The organism is Gottfriedia solisilvae (genome assembly GCF_002128405.1).
Lineage (GTDB): Bacteria > Bacillota > Bacilli > Bacillales > Bacillaceae_G > Gottfriedia > Gottfriedia solisilvae.
The window spans coordinates 24230-42493 of sequence record NZ_NETJ01000003.1; the positions used below are offsets into that span (position 1 = coordinate 24230).

At 34.0% G+C, this 18264-nt stretch carries 16 protein-coding genes and 1 pseudogene; 12 read left to right on the plus strand and 5 right to left on the minus strand.

What is annotated here, in order from left to right; genetic code table 11:
- Positions 1-46: 46 nt before the first annotated feature.
- Positions 47-409, minus strand: coding sequence for a MerR family transcriptional regulator (locus tag CAB05_RS09435; RefSeq protein WP_087999597.1), 363 nt, complete (start codon positions 407-409; stop codon positions 47-49).
- A gap of 16 nt (positions 410-425) precedes the next feature.
- On the minus strand, positions 426-1136 hold the full coding sequence (locus CAB05_RS09440; RefSeq protein ID WP_087999598.1) for an SDR family NAD(P)-dependent oxidoreductase: 711 nt from the start codon (positions 1134-1136) through the stop codon (positions 426-428).
- 310 nt (positions 1137-1446) lie between these two features.
- On the opposite strand from CAB05_RS09440, the gene CAB05_RS09445 reads away from it, so the two are divergent.
- The 5 genes and pseudogenes from CAB05_RS09445 to CAB05_RS22455 form a co-directional block, all read left to right on the plus strand.
- Positions 1447-1989, plus strand: a complete 543-nt coding sequence (locus CAB05_RS09445) for an NAD(P)H-dependent oxidoreductase (RefSeq protein WP_087999599.1) — start codon at positions 1447-1449, stop codon at positions 1987-1989.
- A gap of 77 nt (positions 1990-2066) precedes the next feature.
- Positions 2067-2603, plus strand: a complete 537-nt coding sequence (locus CAB05_RS09450; protein ID WP_087999600.1) for an NAD(P)H-dependent oxidoreductase — start codon at positions 2067-2069, stop codon at positions 2601-2603.
- Between the two features lie 100 nt (positions 2604-2703).
- A complete protein-coding gene (locus tag CAB05_RS09455; RefSeq protein ID WP_087999601.1) occupies positions 2704-3129 on the plus strand; it encodes a MarR family winged helix-turn-helix transcriptional regulator in 426 nt (141 codons plus the stop codon).
- A 438-nt stretch (positions 3130-3567) separates the two neighbouring features.
- Complete coding sequence (locus CAB05_RS09460; RefSeq protein WP_087999602.1) at positions 3568-4398, plus strand: cupin domain-containing protein; 831 nt, start codon at positions 3568-3570, stop codon at positions 4396-4398.
- 122 nt (positions 4399-4520) lie between these two features.
- Positions 4521-4676, plus strand: a pseudogene (locus CAB05_RS22455) (sporulation protein YhbH); the annotation flags it as partial.
- Positions 4677-5061: 385 nt separating this feature from the next.
- Here the strand turns inward: CAB05_RS22455 and CAB05_RS09465 are convergent.
- Positions 5062-6783 (minus strand): M4 family metallopeptidase, encoded by a 1722-nt coding sequence (locus CAB05_RS09465; RefSeq protein ID WP_088000365.1) that lies wholly within the window; start codon positions 6781-6783, stop codon positions 5062-5064.
- A gap of 257 nt (positions 6784-7040) precedes the next feature.
- Here CAB05_RS09465 and CAB05_RS09470 point away from each other — a divergent pair, with 257 nt between their 5' ends.
- The 3 genes from CAB05_RS09470 (at position 7041) to CAB05_RS09480 (ending at position 8916) form a co-directional block, all read left to right on the plus strand.
- Positions 7041-7706, plus strand: coding sequence for a DUF4047 domain-containing protein (locus CAB05_RS09470; protein WP_087999603.1), 666 nt, complete (start codon positions 7041-7043; stop codon positions 7704-7706).
- Positions 7675-8220 (plus strand): signal peptidase I SipW, encoded by a 546-nt coding sequence (gene sipW, locus CAB05_RS09475; protein WP_087999604.1) that lies wholly within the window; start codon positions 7675-7677, stop codon positions 8218-8220. Before CAB05_RS09470 ends, sipW begins: the two co-directional genes overlap by 32 nt.
- A gap of 81 nt (positions 8221-8301) precedes the next feature.
- A complete protein-coding gene (locus tag CAB05_RS09480) occupies positions 8302-8916 on the plus strand; it encodes a TasA family protein (RefSeq protein WP_087999605.1) in 615 nt (204 codons plus the stop codon).
- A gap of 102 nt (positions 8917-9018) precedes the next feature.
- Here the strand turns inward: CAB05_RS09480 and CAB05_RS09485 are convergent, their stop codons facing one another.
- Positions 9019-10266 (minus strand): helix-turn-helix domain-containing protein, encoded by a 1248-nt coding sequence (locus tag CAB05_RS09485; protein WP_087999606.1) that lies wholly within the window; start codon positions 10264-10266, stop codon positions 9019-9021.
- A gap of 411 nt (positions 10267-10677) precedes the next feature.
- Between CAB05_RS09485 and CAB05_RS22675 the strand changes: the two genes are divergently transcribed.
- Positions 10678-14739 (plus strand): S8 family serine peptidase, encoded by a 4062-nt coding sequence (locus tag CAB05_RS22675; protein ID WP_087999607.1) that lies wholly within the window; start codon positions 10678-10680, stop codon positions 14737-14739.
- 38 nt (positions 14740-14777) lie between these two features.
- Positions 14778-14942 carry a hypothetical protein gene (locus tag CAB05_RS09495; protein WP_158093227.1) on the plus strand — a complete coding sequence of 55 codons (165 nt, stop codon included), beginning with the start codon at positions 14778-14780 and terminating at the stop codon, positions 14940-14942.
- A 310-nt stretch (positions 14943-15252) separates the two neighbouring features.
- On the opposite strand, the gene CAB05_RS09500 is transcribed toward CAB05_RS09495, so the two are convergent.
- Positions 15253-15606 carry a winged helix-turn-helix transcriptional regulator gene (locus tag CAB05_RS09500; protein WP_087999609.1) on the minus strand — a complete coding sequence of 118 codons (354 nt, stop codon included), beginning with the start codon at positions 15604-15606 and terminating at the stop codon, positions 15253-15255.
- Between the two features lie 119 nt (positions 15607-15725).
- Between CAB05_RS09500 and CAB05_RS09505 the strand changes: the two genes are divergently transcribed.
- Positions 15726-16274, plus strand: coding sequence for an NADPH-dependent FMN reductase (locus CAB05_RS09505; RefSeq protein WP_087999610.1), 549 nt, complete (start codon positions 15726-15728; stop codon positions 16272-16274).
- Positions 16275-16848: 574 nt separating this feature from the next.
- Complete coding sequence (locus CAB05_RS09515) at positions 16849-18237, plus strand: PepSY-associated TM helix domain-containing protein (protein ID WP_158093228.1); 1389 nt, start codon at positions 16849-16851, stop codon at positions 18235-18237.
- Positions 18238-18264: the final 27 nt, after the last annotated feature.

Consider the following 18264-nt stretch of genomic DNA (forward strand, 5'->3'; position numbering starts at 1 on the left):
AGGTTTTTCTGGTTTTTTGTCTTATTTAGACTAAATATTTTAAACTTCAGAGGTTGATTTCATTTTCATATCTTGATATTTTTTGTTGAATTTTTTTTAGATTTGCTTTTGTTTCATCTATTTGTTGTAGTACATTTTTTTCTTGTTGCTTCATCATTTCTAATCGCTGTGGGAGAGTCTCATCCCCACTCATTGACCAATCAACAAATTGCTTAATATTTTTAATTTGCATTCCAGTATTTTTTAGACACAAAATCATTTCTATAAATTTAAGAGAATCTTCATCAAACATTCGGTCTCCATTTTCTGTTCTTTTTAGAAATGGAAATAATCCTTGTTTGTCATAATAACGTAACTGAGAAATTGTTAAATTATTCAATTTTGCAACTTGTCCAATAGTGTAATTCATGTAATCTCTCCTTTTCTTACCAAGGAATAATTCCATCTTTGTTTAATATCTTACCATTAAAATTTTCATTACTTAATGCATAGTTTGTAATGATTTTTGCACTCTCAGAGGTTGTGTTTCCACCAGGCATATTTCCATTAAGATCAGTGGTTGTAAAACCAGGAGTAACACCCAAAATTTCAGGACCTTTATTTTCAAATTCTTTTCCAAAGGTTAGTGTTAAAGAATTAATAGCGGTTTTTGAAGAATTATATCCCAATATATTGAGAGGGGCGGTTTCTCCGTTATCAAACATCGTTTGTGATGCCATATCAGTTGTTACGTTTATAATTTTTCCACTTTCTGACTTTCTTAATAATGGCAAGAAAGTCTGTATCATTTGGAAAGTTCCAAAAAAGTTTACATCAAACGTTTGACGCAATGTTTCTACTTTTAATTCACTTGGTAAAGTTCCAAAGTCTAACGCAATTCCTGCATTATTAATTAACAAATCTAGATAATCAGTAACTTCTAGAATTTGTTTAAAAGAGTTTTGAATGGATTGTGTATTAGAAATATCTATGTTAATAAACGTAATATTAGATAAACCTAAAGATTCCGCAGCTTTCTTTCCAAGCTCTTCATTACGTGCACCTAGAAATACATGAAAATCCTGTTCAGCTAATTGACGTACAACTTCATATCCAATTCCTTTATTAGCACCTGTTACTAAAGCAAATTTTGTCATATTTCTTCCTCCGATTTGGTTATTGTTATGTGATACATTGCAAAGAATAAAGGCTAAACCTAGGTTTAGGTCAAGGTTTATTTTAAAAAAATTATAAAATCATAATGTTTTATTTGTTTTATTCTAACCAATGTAAAATCTATTGATATTATTTTGATTCTAAATAGCTGAGACATTTTAACTTCAAAAATGATCTCCCTTTGTAGTTAGTTTATAAAATTTAAAAGATACAAAACTAAAACCTTGCAATTAGAATTATAGTCAATTATCATTTGTATGTACAAACAAATGATAAATAAGGAGAAATATAATGAAAACACTAGTAATAATTACGCATCCAAATCTTGAAAATTCTAGAATCAACCGTAGATGGATGGAGGAGCTAAAAAAGCATGAAGAAATTACAATTCACTCACTTTATCAAGAATATCCTGACGGTAAAATAAACGTTGAACAAGAACAAAAATTGTTAGAATCACATGATCGTATTATTTTACAATTCCCATTCTTTTGGTACAGTACACCTTCATTACTTAAACAATGGCAGGATGAGGTTCTTGCATATGGTTACGCATACGGTCCAGGCGGGGATAAATTGCACGGTAAAGAATTAGGACTTGCAATTTCAACATTTGGTCCAGAAGATTCGTACCAACCAACTGGTTATAATAACTTCACGATGGAGACACTGACAACACCATTACAACAAACTAGTAATTTAATTGGTACAAAATTTATGCCATTATTTGTATTAAACGGTGTTGCACATGTGACTGATGAAGAACTCTTAGAAAACGCAAAAGCTTATGTGAAATACGTTACACAACCAAAACTCGAAACAAGTAATGCCTAATTAATAAAACTCCCGCCAATTTATTATTAGGCGGGAGTTAATCAATTTAACTTTAATAAATATAGGTGAGTAAATATATGAAAACATTAGTAATAGTAGCACATCCAAATTTAGATCAATCAAAAGTAAATAAAACATGGATGAATAGACTTCAACAAGAAGACTTAACGATTCACAACCTTTATGCCCAGTATCCAGAGTTTGAAATCGATGTAGAAAAAGAACAAAAATTACTTTTAGAATATGATCGTATTGTATTTCAATTTCCATTTTATTGGTACAGTACACCAGCTTTATTAAAACAATGGCAAGATTCCGTGTTATCGTATGGTTTCGCCTATGGCTCGGAAGGGAATAAATTACATGGAAAAGAATTAATGCTCGTTATTTCATCAGGTGGTCCTTCAGAAGCCTACCAAGCTGGAGGATATAATCAGTACACGATGAGTGAACTAACTCGTCCACTACAAGCTACTGCAAACTTATGTGGAATGCACTTTTTACCATCATTTTTATTACAAGGTATGATGAATTTAACAGATGAAAAATTACAAGAAAGTGCAGAAGAATTAGTTACTTATGTAACAAACCCTAATCTACGTAGCAAGCGTTAACTATTATGAAATAATTGCCTGAATAGCAACTAATATTGACAAAGTATTGTTTTATTTTGTAAGTTGTATATACAATCGAGAAAACCAGGAGATGGAACAAATGGAACAATACTTTAGTAATTGTTTATATTTTACTGCTAATCATTTAGCGAGATTAATGAATAAGATGGCAGAGGAAGAGTTTGCTTCACTTGGTATTTCTCCAACTTATGCATTTTTATTAATGGCGGTATTTGAAAGACCAAATATTACTCAAACAGAATTAAGTAATATTTTGCATATTGCTCCTTCAACAACCACACGGTTTGTAGAAAAATTAGAAGTGAAGAAACTAGTTGAACGAACAAATGAAGGGAAATTGACATTAGTCAATTTAACAAATAAAGGTATCGAAATTCAAAAAGATATTAAAGTGTGTTGGAAAAACCTATATAAACGATATGCTGAAATTTTAGGAGATGACGCAGCAAAACAATTAACGAGTCAAACATTTCAAGCTGCATTGGAAATCGAGAAAATTAAATAATTCAGTTTTATCAAAGGAGTCTTTTATGACTCTTTTTTTATTTGTTTGTAAAATCAAATATTTATTCTATTTTTGATTATTAATAATATAAGTTCATGATTAGTAGTTCGTAAATGATTCTTAAAATTGGTAAGAGAAGCATAAAAATGAGGGATAGATTAATAAAGGTTAAGTTTTTATTTAAAATGGCTATTTGTTTTCTAATTTTATTTATGCTTCACGCTACATTTGCATAGTCATATAATATTTAGAAAATCATATGTTTTATATAAGTTTATAGTAAACAAAGTAGTGCAATTCAAATTGTGAGTTGCACTACTTTATTTTGTCGTATTCAATAAACGCTTGTCTTAGTCGAAGACCAGGAGCTGTTACAAGTACATTCCCTTTACTTAGTGCATAGGATATTTTTATAGGCTGAGAAGGGGTTGAGAAAAAATGTATTACGTACCAAATACGTATCCTTATCAATATCATTATCCTTATTATCATAATGTACCAACGAATAACTATGGTAGACAATCTGTTTACTGGAATTATCCTGTTGGAGTAGAATATGCAAACAAATTTGGTCCATTACGTGCTTATAATAGTGATGTCAGAATTTTATTAAAAGATTTTGGAGCAGAACCGTTTGCCGTTAATATAAATGAGGCAACTAAACAAAACAATACGTACCGTACCGCTTTATGGACAGGAACTCATTTGCAAGTTACCCTAATGAGTCTCAATGTTGGTGAAGATATCGGTTTGGAAATTCACCCTAACGTTGATCAATTCTTACGTGTTGAACAAGGTCAGGGTATTGTTCAAATGGGAAAGAGTAAAGATAGTTTAAATTTTAAAAGAAATATTAATGAAGATACTGCAATAATGGTACCTGCTGGAACATGGCACAACTTAATCAATACAGGTAATTTGCCTCTAAAACTTTACTCAATATATGCTCCTCCTAAGCATCCTTTTGGGACTGTTCATGTAACAAAAGCAGATGCATTGACTGGGGAAGGAAGAAACGATCATGGCAATGAAAAAACAAATGTTTCTGGCAGGACTCCAGATGAATGGATCAAGTACACCGAATTTTTGGTAAATGAAGGGTTGGAGGATGTTAAAAGGGGAATAAATGCTACGCACATTCTTCAGGAATTTATTCTTATGGGAGTTCTTGTAGGGAAAGGATATTCTCCTGAAAAAGCTTATGAAACTGTGGAAGAATGGGAACGAACAGGAGTATCCAAACTTCTTCAACAAAGTAAAAAAATGTAGCATCAGAGTAAACGCGTATAGTTAATAGAAAGAACAAAAAAGGGTGTATCCTTAACATTTAAATAGATATTTAGAAAAATGCCCCTCGAAAAAACCAGTCAAATCAAAGGGTGTATCCTAAACAAGTAAACCAATACAACCGTCATTCTACTCTAATGTCCGCATATAAAAACATAAATGATGAGAAATTCCGCCATTATATCTTAAAGCAGAAATCAGATGTGTTCCATTCTATGAAGAGCTTTTTTAAACAGGAGCAGGAGAAAGCAGCGAAATAGTAATAGTAGTAAGTCAAAAGAGAAAAACCCATTTAGGGTTTTTCTCTTTTTTTGAGTTCTCGCATGTTTATTATCGTGCTCTCCCCTTTACTACTACAGTATTATTTTTCGTTCATAGTGTTTTCTGAGGAAAGTTCGCATCCAAATTTGGAATTAAAATTTCTAAATTTTTCTTTACCAAAGCGAAAATTAAGTTATATTCAATAAACTATATCAGGCTTGCGCTCGAAATATTATACGAATAATATACCAGATAATAGAAAATGTTGAGTGTTATATATGTAGTCCTAATTCTCTCTGGAAAATAAAGACAAGCTTTTACAATTGAAATATCATCTTTTAAAGCAAAAACCATGAACATCAAGTTGTCCATGGTTTTGTTCTATTATTCGGCTGGAACGCCTACAGCATCGTATGCAGCGATAACTGCTTTTGTTTGTGTTGATGGTGCACCAGTCGTTTTGTTATCTGGATATAGGTCGCGAGCAGCTTGGATTGCAGCATTACGCATGTCTTTAAATCCAGAAGACGGTGTTAAATACATTGTTAGTGCACGGTAGTAGATTTTTTCTGTTGTCAAGCGACCAAGTTTAGTTACTGTTACGCCGTTGTGTGTGCCACCTTCAGAAACTAAGTATGCAGCTTTGTTGTTGATACTACTATTAATGTGTACGCCACCTTTATCTTCAGTGCCTAAATATCGGTCTTGGTAAATTGATGGATAAACATTATTTTTAAGCCCGTAGATAGGGTTAAGTCTTTTAGAAGAAGGATCGCTTAATGAACGAAGACCGCCATCTCCCTCTCTTGTTGGAGTGTAGATATCTTCACCCATTTCCCATTCTGACGGACTTGTAGCACCGGCAGCATTCATTTCAGCTAAGGCTCCAAAGATATCAGCTAATGATTCATTGATTGCACCTGATTCATCTTGATAAGTAAGGTTTGCAGTATTTGAGATTACACCGTGTGTCATTTCGTGACCTGCAACGTCCAGTCCGCCTGATAATGAACCGAGAGTTAATCCATCACCATCTCCGTATAGCATTTGCTTTCCGTTCCAAGCTGCGTTATTCCATTTTGAACCGATATGAACCGTACTAATTAATGGCATACCTTTACCGTCTAAGCTGTTACGCTTGTGAACAGTTTGATAGTATTTGTTTACTTTATCAGCATTTATATGCGCTGAAACAGCAGCAGGGTCATAGAAGAAATTAGTAGAACTTTTTGTTTCCACCTCAAACCCAGTGAATCCAAGCAACCCTGAAAGCAGGATGAAAGGAGTTTCAGGCATACGTCGAGCATCAAATGTCGCAAGAGGTACAATATTAGGGCTAGTAGTTGTACCACCAGCGATAGAACCACCATATAAATAGCTAGTTCCTGTTGAAAGATCCTTTCCAACAGGGAATGACTGCATATTACCAAATACATCCAATCCTCTTGCCATCACTGGAGAAAGTTTTGTAGGATCAACTTCGTGCATTGCATTAAAGTTGTTTACTACCTCTCCATTTGTTGCATCCACAAAGTAATGGAAGTATCCAGGAGCTGGAGTTGATGTAGATACTTTTACTAAATATGTTAAATAGTATTTTCCTTCATGGGGATAAATTGTTAATTCTGAGTCAATACCGTCATAGCGCTTTAATTCATCTATACCAATTTGTGATGCTACGCCTTCTTTAGCGATGTTAACTGCATCTTCCTCTGAAAGAGCTGCTTCAGTTGGAATAATTGAACGACTAAGCTTTTGTGTAACTGTACCAAATGATGCAAATACATTATTGTTTGCATCTAATGCAACTGTTTGCCCAGAACCGTAAATCGGAATTCCTTTGTATTGCTCGACAGTACGAACATGGTATGTACCAGTCGTGCTATCCGTTTGCTCACTGACAATTTTGAACTGCTCTCCTGTAGCAAAGGATTTTGAATAATCCTGTACTTTTGAATGAAGGAACGATTTCACAACGTCTTGCTTACTTAATCCCTCTGCATGTACAAAAGATGTTGGTCCAGCAATTGTAGGTATAGTTGGTACTAGACCTCCAATTGCAAATGATAGTGCTAATACAGCAGGAATAGCCGCTTTTTTTCTCATTTTTTTCTGATGATTCTTTTTCAAAACATTCACCCCTTAGTTTGAATTGAAACTCCCTAACAATTGCAATTATTAAGAAAATTCACAATAAAATCAATTGTGTTATTTTCCGTGAGGTTTTATATAGTTTTTTTACTTTCATGATAAAGTTCGACAAAAATCACATGGTTTTTTTAATAAAAATAACACAATTTTAATTATCTGATAATTCTGTATACTGGGTGTCAGTAGAGTTGTTTTGCAAAGGAGCGTAAAACATGAAGGTAAGAATTCGTAAAATTATCCTACTACCTTGTTTATGTTGTATGGCTTTTTATGGAGGTAGTCAACTAGTAGGAAACACAGAAGCGTCATTTTCAAGTCAAGCTTCACCAGATTCAATAACAATGTCTGCAGCGTTTGTTTTTCCCGCAACTATAAGACAGCTAGAGGTTGGTGCACAGAGGATTGCTAATAGTATGGAACATGATTTTAAATCAATCAATGCTACTTCACCTGAAGCAACAATAGAAGAATTACATAAAAAGCTTGCAGAAATAACAGCTATAAAACAGGACCTAACTCTCCAATTAGGAACTCTGCTTGATCTGTATGAGGAAGTGTCAATGTATTACAAGGAAATTCAAAACCAGGAAGGTATTAACTTACATACATTTGATTATGTAAGTGAGGGGTATAAAAATGTTGACGGAATATTGAATGAAGTACAAGCAGCGATTGATTTTCATCAAATAGATGTCATACATTCATCTATCCTAATTCAGATCCAAAAGTTAGAAGAAAAAGAACAAACTTCAATGGAACAAACACAATCTAATCAACAATTAGAGAACTCTGAAGCTCAGGATAATGGATCAACGAATTTGGATAATGATGGGGAGGTGACAGCAGATGAAGAAAAAACTATGGAGCATAGTAAGTAGTTTAGTAGGAAGCATTTTTATTATTACAGTATGTTTAACAGCGTTTGTTGTTCTTTCTTCTAGACTATCAGGAGGAGAACCAACCTTGTTAGGATACCAGGTAAAAGTTGTATTATCAGGGTCCATGGAACCAACATTTCGTACTGGATCTATTATTTCTATTAAGTTAGGAGATAATCGTTCTTCTTATAAAACAGGCGATATCATTACCTTTCATATGGAAGAGAAGTTAATTACACATAGAATTATTGATGTCAAACAAGAGAATGGACAAGCGGTGTATAAAACAAAAGGGGATCATAACGACGGCCCAGATTTATGGACTGTTTCCGCGCAAAATGTAGTTGGGAAGTATACAAACTTTACAATTCCATATGTAGGATATGCGTTGAATTATGCAAATTCAAAAGCGGGGTCATCTCTATTATTAATTGTACCTGGCATACTGTTGCTCATTTCTGCATTACGTTCCATTACGGGTGCGAAGAAAGAGCTAGAAGGAAGCAAGGCATGATGTTTTGGTTATGTCTCCTATGTATCTACCAAAATACATAAGAGTTTAATATACTTTTATAATATTAAGGGGGATTTAAGAATGAGTTTTACAAAGAATGTAAGTAAAGGTATTATGAGTGCAGCATTAGGTTTATCGTTGATTGGAGGGGGGACATTTGCATACTTTAGCGATGCAGTTGAAACACAGAACACATTTGCTGCAGGTACTTTAGATTTAGGGATGAATCCAAACACAGTTGTTAATATCAACAACATCAAGCCAGGCGATGAAATTTATCGTGAATTTACACTTGAAAACAATGGTACATTAAAAATCAACGAAGTATTATTAAATACAAAATACACAGTTGAAGATGTTAAATCAGACAATGCTGACGATTTCGCAAGACACATTAAGGTTACAATTATGTATAACACAAGTTCTGCAACTTCACCTATTATCGAAACAACATTATATGACCTACAAAATCAAACGCCAGACGTAACAGAAATTGACAACTTTGTTGGTGGTGGAGAAGTTCCAGACGGTATTGACGCTGGACAAAAAGAAAAAATCTTTGTATTATTCGAATTTGTAGAAAATGGTGAAGATCAAAACCAATTCCAAGGGGATACACTAAAAGTAGATTGGACGTTTGATGCAAAAACAGGAGGTTCTACATACTACGACGATACAGATCCAAACAACAATTAATCTATAAATATACTAAAAATGGGACTCTCATGGAGTCCCATTTTTATATTTCCTTTGCATTATCATTTCCTCTATAGAGTCGTTATAAAATCAACCTTCTTATTACGGTACATTAATAAATATATCACCAGTTTCAACTGCTTTTTCATATTGTTTATTCTTAACAAAGTAGTTAAATAGTAGTTTTCCGTATTTACTGGCATGTGTTACATGATGATGAGACCGAAAGAATGGCAGTGCAGTTTCTTCTATATAAAGGAAATATTCGTCAGTTGTACTGCTGACTCTAAAGATCAGCAGGCTGAATAGTACTTGATATAAATCATTCGTTGCTTTTTTTGAAAGAGCAAGTCCTTCATTTGCATGTTTCAAAATCATTTTAGATGATAAAATATTGCCTTCTTCAGCATTATCTAGATAATTATATAAACGATTTAAAAATGGCAATGATTTCCTATTAGCTTCTTTAACTGCTTTTTCATAATAGAGATGGGCATTTTTATAGTCTCTTCGTCTAAAATACATCCATCCTAAATTATGCAATATCATTCCTTTTTTGTCTGTAAGACCAAGAGCTTCACTATGATCTATTAAATTCTCATAATTTTCTACAATGTCCTCAAAATCGAGTTGTGTACTTCCTTCAAGCTGCACTAGCATCATAGACTCTGCTAAAATTGCTCTAGCATAGTTATTCGTTTTCTTAAAATATCGAAATGCTTTTTCTGCATAGAAATATGCCATAACTTTAGATTGAGTCCAATGATACGCTAACCCCAAATGATAATAATATTCGGGATTCCCATATTGCTCTATATTAATCTTCTTCAATTCTTGTAGTGCTTTTTGCCTGTTCTCATTCTCTAAACGTATATATTGAGCCAAATAGTATAATCCGTTCACATGGTAGTATAAATTTCTTTCGTATGATGACATAGCAGGTGTATCTTTTCGAATTTGCACAAGAATATCGTATGCCTTTTCTTTGATTTGCTTTAATAGATAATATCTCGCTAACAACAACTGATATAGTGTAGCAAAGTTAGAAGCACTAATATATTGTATACATTCCAATTCATTTTTTATCTTATCGACTTCCTTCATTCTCTCAAGAATGATTGATGTATGCCACTTGTGTAATTTCTTTTCTATATTTTGAACAACAGCTATTTCATTCTCGATGTCAATCTGAAGTCGTTGAGAGAACAGCTCGATAATTTCTGAAGAATATCGAGTTTCTCCTCTTTCAATTCTACTCACATGTGTAGCCGTACAAATATCTTTTCCTAATTGTTCCTGAGTAAGACCCGCTTTCTTACGATAAAATTTTATGATTTCTCCTTCTAGCATACGTTCTCTCCTTTTCAATCTCAGCTGATTAATTATGATGTATGTTTACGTATTTGTAGCACTTTACCATCTTTACGAGTAGTAAAATATCAAAATACAAATTTACGCAAATATCTCAGAAACTTGAAAGTACTAAGGGGCCAATGTACCTAATATTTCATTATAGTGTGAATTTAGAAAAATCAACTTAATTCATTATAAAGTAAAATTAACACAAGTTTAATAGTGAAATTTCATAGTTTCTTAATAATTTAATGAAATAATCATTCATTTATCAGACTTTTTAATTAAAAATCACTTCTAACTACCTTAAAATCGTTCGAAAATAACACAATATGTTTTTTTTGAAAATCCTATTAATATTGAATAGTAAGATTTTTGAGAACTAGACAAATATGGGGGATGAGAATTATGAAGGCAACAACATTGGTAAAGCAAACAGCAGTACTAGCCCTTTCAACAAGTCTGCTTTTTTCAACTTTCAGCACAAATTCCTATTTAACTGCTAAAGCAACAAGTTCGAAAGCAGAAGACATTTTATCATCAATTACGCCTGAGCAAAGACAAGCGTTAAAACAGTTAAGCTTAAGCAATAAAAAAGGTCTTCAAGGTTTTCAGGATGGTGAACTGAATTCTGAAGAAGAAATATCAGTTATCGTGCAGTTTCAATCAAAGCCGAGTAATGTGGCTGTATTAGAAGCAAAAGTTAATGGGAAGTCACTAACAAAGCAATCAGCACAAGCACAAGTAGAAAAAGAGCACAATATTTTCAAGAAAGATGTTGAGAAGTACTTCTTCATTAACGGAAAGAAGAAAGCTCCAGTCATTTCTCAAACGTATAAAACAATTTACAATGGTGCCGCTATCACACTTCCTGCGAACCAAGTAGAAGACCTGTTAAAGTCTGAAGTTGTAAAAGCGGTATACAAGAACATTACATTTAAGGTGGATCCGATTAAGCAAGAGCTTCCAAGCGATGTGAAACGTGAAATCACGACATCTGTAGAAAGCATTCCTTATCTAAATGTGGATAAGCTGCATAAAGAAGGAATTACAGGGAAAGGCATTAAGGTTGGGGTGCTAGATACGGGAATTGACTATAACCACCCTGATTTAAAAGATGCTTATAAAGGTGGATTTGATTTTGTTGATGATGACAACGATCCAATGGAGGCTACCTATAAGAATTGGCAAGATTCAAAAAAGCCTGAATTTAACGGTAGTAGTCCTTACTATACGTCCCATGGTACACATGTATCCGGAACAATCGCGGGCCAAGATAAAAATAATAGTGAAGTGTCAGTAAAAGGTATTGCTCCAGATGCGGATTTATATGTTTACCGCGTACTTGGTCCATATGGAAGTGGTTCTTCTGAAGATGTAATCGCAGGAATTGAAAAGTCAGTTCAAGATGGCATGGACGTAATAAACCTTTCACTTGGAGTGGGTATTAATGATCCGTATTATCCAACAAGCACGGCTATCAATTATGCGGTTCTTAACGGGGTAACAGCAGTCGTTTCAGCAGGAAACAGTGGATCTAATAATTATACACTTGGTTCTCCAGGTACGGCAGCATTAGCGCTAACAGTAGGTGCAAGTGATGTTCCTGTTTCTCAATCTACTTTTAAGGGACAAGTAGCAGGGGGATGGTCAACGGATATCGTTAGCATGGCAAGAAGCTACTCTGAAACATATGTTAGTTTAAACGGTAAATCTCTTGAACTTGTAGATGTTGGTTTAGGGAACATAACAGACTATCAGAATAAAAGTGTTGCTGGAAAAATCGCTTTCGTTCAGCGCGGAAACTTTGCCCTAAATGATAAAGTGAAGTTTGCAAAGGAAAATGGAGCAAAAGCGGTTATCATGTACAACAATGTCGATGGGCATGTTGGATTTAACTTAGGTGAATCAACAGACTATGTTCCGTCATTCTCTATGACAAAGAAAGCTGGAGAAGAATTTAAAGCAAAAATCGCAAATGGAAGCACGACTTTCACGTTTACAGATTTAAAAGAAAGCCTTACTGAAGGAGATAAACTAGCAGACTTCAGTTCAAGAGGACCAGTTAACGGTAACTTTGAGATGAAGCCAGAAATCGTAGCACCTGGGGTGAGCGTTCTTTCAACATTCCCTTCTTATATGGTGAACCATGATACACCAGAAAACTATAAATATGCTTATGCACGACTAGATGGAACATCGATGGCTTCTCCGTTTGTAGCTGGTGTGGCTGCACTTTTATTAGGAGAGAACCAAGATCTTGAACCAACTGATGTTAAAACAATTCTAATGAACTCTGCGGATAAGCTAAATGATGACTATAGCGTATTTGAAGTTGGTGCAGGCCGTATTGATCCTTACCAAGCTCTTCATACACAAACAAAGATTCAGGTAAAAGATGAAGCATTGATTCCAAATGGTGATAACTTAATTACAATTAAGAATCAAACGGGTGGGTTAAGTTTTGATAAACAAGTGGTACCGGATGGCTCACACTCAAAAGTAAAGAAAACATTAGATATTACAAACAATAGTGATCAGAATAAGGCTTTTAATGTTGAATTCGTGGAAAATGTACAAGAAGGAACAAATAGTTTAAAAGAAAATGGCGTATCAGTAGAGTTAGAGAGTTCTATTAAAGTAGCTCACAACTCAGTTAAGAAAATACAAGCATCTTTAACTGTGCCGTCCACAGCGAAAAAAGGATTCTATGAAGGATATTTCCTTATTACGAATAGTGAAGACAAAACGGAAAAATTCCGAGTACCATTTAGTTTCAAGAAATCAGATGAAGGCTTTGATAAACTTGACTTATTATCGCATGCTATAACTCCATCCTATTATAACCATGCGTACGACGGTTACCGTACGACAACAGCATTATTAAAGTTCAATTTAGGTTCACCAATTGATACGCTAGATGTAATTTTACAGGATGGTAAAACAAATGCAGATCTAGGATTAGTCGGTACGCTTAACTTGAAAGGAAGTCCAACAGATAATGATTACTTCCTTCAAACATTTAATGGATCATATTACAAGTTTACAACTGATAAAAAACATCCTGTTTCTACAGAGACAAGTATCGCTGAACCAGGACATTACAAACTGAAATTCATTGCTACTTTACCAAGTGGGAAACAGAAAATAAAAATTGACGACGTATTTATTGATATTGACAATCCTACAGTGAAAAGTTCATTAGATGGAGAATCACCTATCATTGAGTACAAGCCTGGGCAAAAGTCAGTTCCATTTGAAATGGAAGTGAAAGATGAAGCTATTACAGACATGCAAAAGGCTGGTATTGCTATCGACGAAACAGCAAACTTTGCATTATATACGTTTGGTACACCATTCCCTAACGGTCCAATTCAAATGGACAAGAACGGTAAATGGATCGATGAAGTAGGGATGGTTGAATCAATAAAAGCTTTAAAATTTAACTTAATTGGCTATGATGCAGCTGGAAATCAAGCAAATTGGAAGGAATACGTCTTTGTAAAAGAGGGAACGCCAGTTGCATACGCTAAACATAATGTAGAACTAGCTAGATCTGGAGATATCCTATCTGCTTCTCTAGTATTAGATAACTTAGAAGGTGTAAAAGAAGCGACGTGGAACTTTGATGATGCACAAGCCGCTGGTATCCCTTATGTTAATCTTGTAGATGCTGCATTAACGGATAAATTAAAGGACAAAGCAAGCATTCAAGTAACTGGCAATAAAATTAAAGTAACGTTTAAAGAAGCAATGGTCTTTGACCGCACAGAAATTGTTAACGTTAAAGTAAAAGTGCAAGATAAGTTCTTTTACCCAATTGGTTATATTAACCCATCAACTACGATTGTAGACGCTAATGTTCAAACTGTGAAACTATTAAATGCCGGTAAACGATTCCAATTAAAATCAAGATTTAACCGTGTACAGGGTAACGTAATTCCAGAAGCTTTCCTTGACGAAGGGCAAACATATACGGGATATCGCGACTGGTCAAAGGTTGGAGCAACATTACATGTGACGAATGGTGAATATAGTGTTGATGCTTCTAGCATGATTCAGAGCAGTAATCGCTTTAATATTGAGCCTCTTCCATTAAGTAAGGATGCTTACACATTTGAAGTGAATGTTCCAGGACACTTTGTCACAAAACAGACCGAGAAATTTGGTTTTGAATACAAAGGTGAATTATACGGAAAATCAGATTCAATCAATATCAACTTAGTTGCTGGTGATGTAAACCAAGACAATGTGATCGATGTGAAGGATGCAATCGCAATCCAAGACACGTGGAATACTAATAACCGCGCTGCTGACATTAACTTCGACGGTGTTGTAAGTGATAAAGACATCAAATTCGTTCAAAAGAATTACTTGAAGCAAAACCAAGATGTTGAAAATGGCTCAGCACCAGTTGAAATATTGAATGGTAAAACTTTAGAGTCTATTTTAAAAGAATTAGGATTATAAATTGTTTATTGAAACTTGCTCACATTGAAGCAAGTTTAGTGGGGCAACATTTAGCTAAGGGTGAAGCATTAAAATTAGTTGATCGAGACCATGAAGCTTTTAAGGTTGTTGTAGAGCAAGATTTAGAAAAAGAGAAGATTAACTTTAACATTAATCGTTCCTATAAACATGCGTCTAATGTTGTGGCGTCCAACTGTGGCTGATGCTCCTAAACCTGTTGAGAAGTATAAAGGCAAGGAACTTGGGGAAATAAAAAAAGAATTAGGAATTAATTAAATTAGCGTTTGATAAAGTTATATACTGAGAATGAAATGGACTGCGCGAAATTCATAGAAAGTGAAAAACCAGAAAAGCCTAAATAAGGGCTTTCTGGTTTTTTGTCATATTTAATTGAATCATCATTTATGAATGAAAGAGTATTCTGCTTCTTAATAGATTGTTAAGTTTAAAAATATTAGTTTATGGAAATATCAACATTGTTGTTTTTTAGTCATACATTTAGAAGGAGTGTTATTATTTGTTCTTTACGGCCTCTTCCCCGTAAAGCTCTCTTAAATGCGCTAAATGTAAATTTCCCCAACTATTTAATGACTCCAACATAGGTGTAATACCTTTTCCATATTCAGTGATTGAATATTCAACTTTAGGCGGGATTTGCGCATAAACTTTTCGATGAACAATATCATGATACTCTAATTCTCTTAGTTGAGAAGTCAACATTTTTTTCGTTATTTCAGGAACTAAACGTTGTAATTCACTAAACCGTAATGTTTCGTGTTGAAAGATATGAAAAAGAATTATGGGCTTCCATTTTCCTACTAAAATATCAAGAGCCGTTTCAACTGAACCATTACATTCTTCAGTCATTAACATTCCTCCTAGGTATCATTTTGTATACTAGGTCACATTTAAGTGTCTACTTCTAATGTGAATTCTTAGGGATTATTATAACAGTAGTAACAAATTTTAAACAAGGAGGAAGAAAAATGACAAGTGCAAAACTATCAATCGGAATTATTTTAGGAAGTACAAGACAAGGGCGAGTAAGTCCCCAAGTCGGTGAATGGGTAGAAGGTATTGCAAAACAACGTGGTGATGCGAATTACGAAATTGTTGATATCGCAGATTTTAAACTACCATTTTTAGGTACAACTGATGGAACAGAGCCAGGAATTAAAGCTTGGTCTGAAAAACTATCAAGCTTAGATGGTTTTGTATTTGTTGTTCAAGAATATAACCACAGCATTAGTGGGGCATTAAAAAATGCGGTTGATTTTGCACGTGATGAATGGGCTAATAAAGCGGCTGGTATTGTAAGCTATGGTTCGACTGGTGGTGCACGTGCAGCAGAGCATTTGCGTGGTATATTAGGAGAATTACAAGTAGCAGATGTAAGGGTTCACCCAACACTTTCTTTATTTACAGATTTTGAAAACTTTTCGACTTTCAAACCTGCTGAGTTACATAATAACAATGTTAATGATATGCTTGACCAAGTTGTGGCTTGGAGCGGCGCATTAAAAACATTAAGATAAATAAATTTGAAAAGAGGGATATCTAACATATCCCTCTTTTTTTATGAATAAAATAAATTCTCTTTTATATTATAAAATTAGATAAATAGATTTTTACTTTTAATAGAGGACGGATTCTTAATTGATATTCTAAATTAAATGAAGCAAATTTACGTCTAACATAAACATTCCAGGCTTATACTAAAATTGAACATAAAGGAGTGAACTAGATGGATTTTCGAACAATAGAACAAATCATGGCAGAACAACCTTCAATAGAACGAAAGATCAAGTTTAGAGGAAATACATATAAATTAATTAATACAACCCACGACATTTCCCACCGGGAATTCACAGATCTTACGTGTTATACATATCGGAATGAAGAAATTCAGCAAAATCTTTTACTGTATTGTCGGATAGGGAAAATCGTCATTATTGAGATGGAATAGACTAATATTGGTATGAAAAAAATCGCTACGGCGTTTTTTTTTGTCTGAAATTAAATAATCTTTTTCTTAAAACTTCATTAAGATATCACAATTGTATATTATACTGTCTCAGGTAGATGAAACTAATTTGCGAGGTATATGAAATGGAAGTAAATACAAATTTGGAATCACAGCCAGAGCAAGTGATATCTAAAAAAATGTCATTGTATAAGGCAATTTGGAGATGGCATTTTTATGGGGGGATGATCTTTGCACCAATTTTGATTCTGTTAGCAATTACAGGTTCGATATACTTATTCAAACCTTATGTAGAACCAATGTTGGACCCCGATTTACACTATGTTGAAAAAGGCTCAAAAGAATTAACTCCAAGTTTACAATTAAAAGCTGTAAGAGATAAGTATCCTGTTGACGCGATTACGTCTTTTACAAATGTGAAAGATCCTGAACGTGCAACAGAAGTTGGAATTGCAAAAGGTGATGTTAGTTATACTGTTTTCGTGAATCCTTATACAGGAAAAGTATTAGGAGAATTGCAAAATGATAAACGTTTAATGGAGATTATTGTAAAACTACATGGGGAAGTAATGGTTGGTAAGATTGGGGATCATCTTGTTGAGTTATCAGCATCTTGGGCAATTATCTTGTTAGCAACTGGATTATATTTATATTTCCCTCGTAATAAGCAAACATTTCTTGATGTTATACGAATTCGAATAGGTAAAGGTTCTCGTATATTTTGGCGAGATCTACATGCTAGTACCGGATTTTGGATGACAATTATTTTATTAGTTTTAGTCTTATCAGGTCTACCTTGGGCTAGCTCATTTGGGGAGCGTTTAAATACATTTGTGGCAAAAGTTAATTTATCAAATGCACCTGAGCATTTATGGGATGGCAGTATTCAATCGACTAAAGTGACAAAAGAAGTTGCAAAAACACCGTGGGCAGCCGAGAATATTCCAGTTCCAGAATCAGTTTATAGCAATAAAGGAATGTTACCAATCGAAAATGTAATAAAAATTGCTGAGGAGACGAATATTCATCCTGGCTATACAATTAATATGCCAGAAGGAGATACAGGTGTATATTTAATTTCTTCGTACGGCTTTGCAGCGGGAAGTGTTAAAAATTATGTAACAATGGATATAGATCAATATAGTGGGAAGGTCTTACTTGACTATCGCTGGAAGGATTACAGTCCTTTTGATAAAACGGTTGAAACAGGGATCGCATTACATGAAGGTCGATATTTTGGCGTAGCAAATTTAATCATTGATTTAATTGCTTGCTTATCACTAATCCTCATTGTTTTTAGTGGAATTACGATGTGGTGGAAACGTAGACCAAAAGGTAAAATTGGCATACCAAAAGCATCTGAGGGTAATAAATTCTATTTAGGTGTATTATTGATTTCTGTCATTTGTGGACTTTTAATGCCAATGGTAGGTATATCAATCTTCTTAATTGGTTTAATTGAGTTTATTGTTAAATTAATAAAACAAAAAGTACGTCGTCCAGGATTAGAATAAACAAACCATTTCAGTAATAGAATAATA

Excerpts from the sequence above, each read along its gene's own strand:
- CAB05_RS09435 (WP_087999597.1), bottom strand. The coding sequence starts at position 409 with ATGAATTACACTATTGGACAAGTTGCAAAATTGAATAATTTAACAATT.
- CAB05_RS09440 (WP_087999598.1), bottom strand. The coding sequence starts at position 1,136 with ATGACAAAATTTGCTTTAGTAACAGGTGCTAATAAAGGAATTGGATAT.
- CAB05_RS09445 (WP_087999599.1), top strand. The coding sequence starts at position 1,447 with ATGAAAACACTAGTAATAATTACGCATCCAAATCTTGAAAATTCTAGA.
- CAB05_RS09450 (WP_087999600.1), top strand. The coding sequence starts at position 2,067 with ATGAAAACATTAGTAATAGTAGCACATCCAAATTTAGATCAATCAAAA.
- CAB05_RS09455 (WP_087999601.1), top strand. The coding sequence starts at position 2,704 with ATGGAACAATACTTTAGTAATTGTTTATATTTTACTGCTAATCATTTA.
- CAB05_RS09460 (WP_087999602.1), top strand. The coding sequence starts at position 3,568 with ATGTATTACGTACCAAATACGTATCCTTATCAATATCATTATCCTTAT.
- CAB05_RS09465 (WP_088000365.1), bottom strand. The coding sequence starts at position 6,783 with ATGAGAAAAAAAGCGGCTATTCCTGCTGTATTAGCACTATCATTTGCA.
- CAB05_RS09470 (WP_087999603.1), top strand. The coding sequence starts at position 7,041 with ATGAAGGTAAGAATTCGTAAAATTATCCTACTACCTTGTTTATGTTGT.
- sipW (WP_087999604.1), top strand. The coding sequence starts at position 7,675 with ATGAAGAAAAAACTATGGAGCATAGTAAGTAGTTTAGTAGGAAGCATT.
- CAB05_RS09480 (WP_087999605.1), top strand. The coding sequence starts at position 8,302 with ATGAGTTTTACAAAGAATGTAAGTAAAGGTATTATGAGTGCAGCATTA.
- CAB05_RS09485 (WP_087999606.1), bottom strand. The coding sequence starts at position 10,266 with ATGCTAGAAGGAGAAATCATAAAATTTTATCGTAAGAAAGCGGGTCTT.
- CAB05_RS22675 (WP_087999607.1), top strand. The coding sequence starts at position 10,678 with ATGAAGGCAACAACATTGGTAAAGCAAACAGCAGTACTAGCCCTTTCA.
- CAB05_RS09500 (WP_087999609.1), bottom strand. The coding sequence starts at position 15,606 with ATGACTGAAGAATGTAATGGTTCAGTTGAAACGGCTCTTGATATTTTA.
- CAB05_RS09505 (WP_087999610.1), top strand. The coding sequence starts at position 15,726 with ATGACAAGTGCAAAACTATCAATCGGAATTATTTTAGGAAGTACAAGA.
- CAB05_RS09515 (WP_158093228.1), top strand. The coding sequence starts at position 16,849 with ATGGAAGTAAATACAAATTTGGAATCACAGCCAGAGCAAGTGATATCT.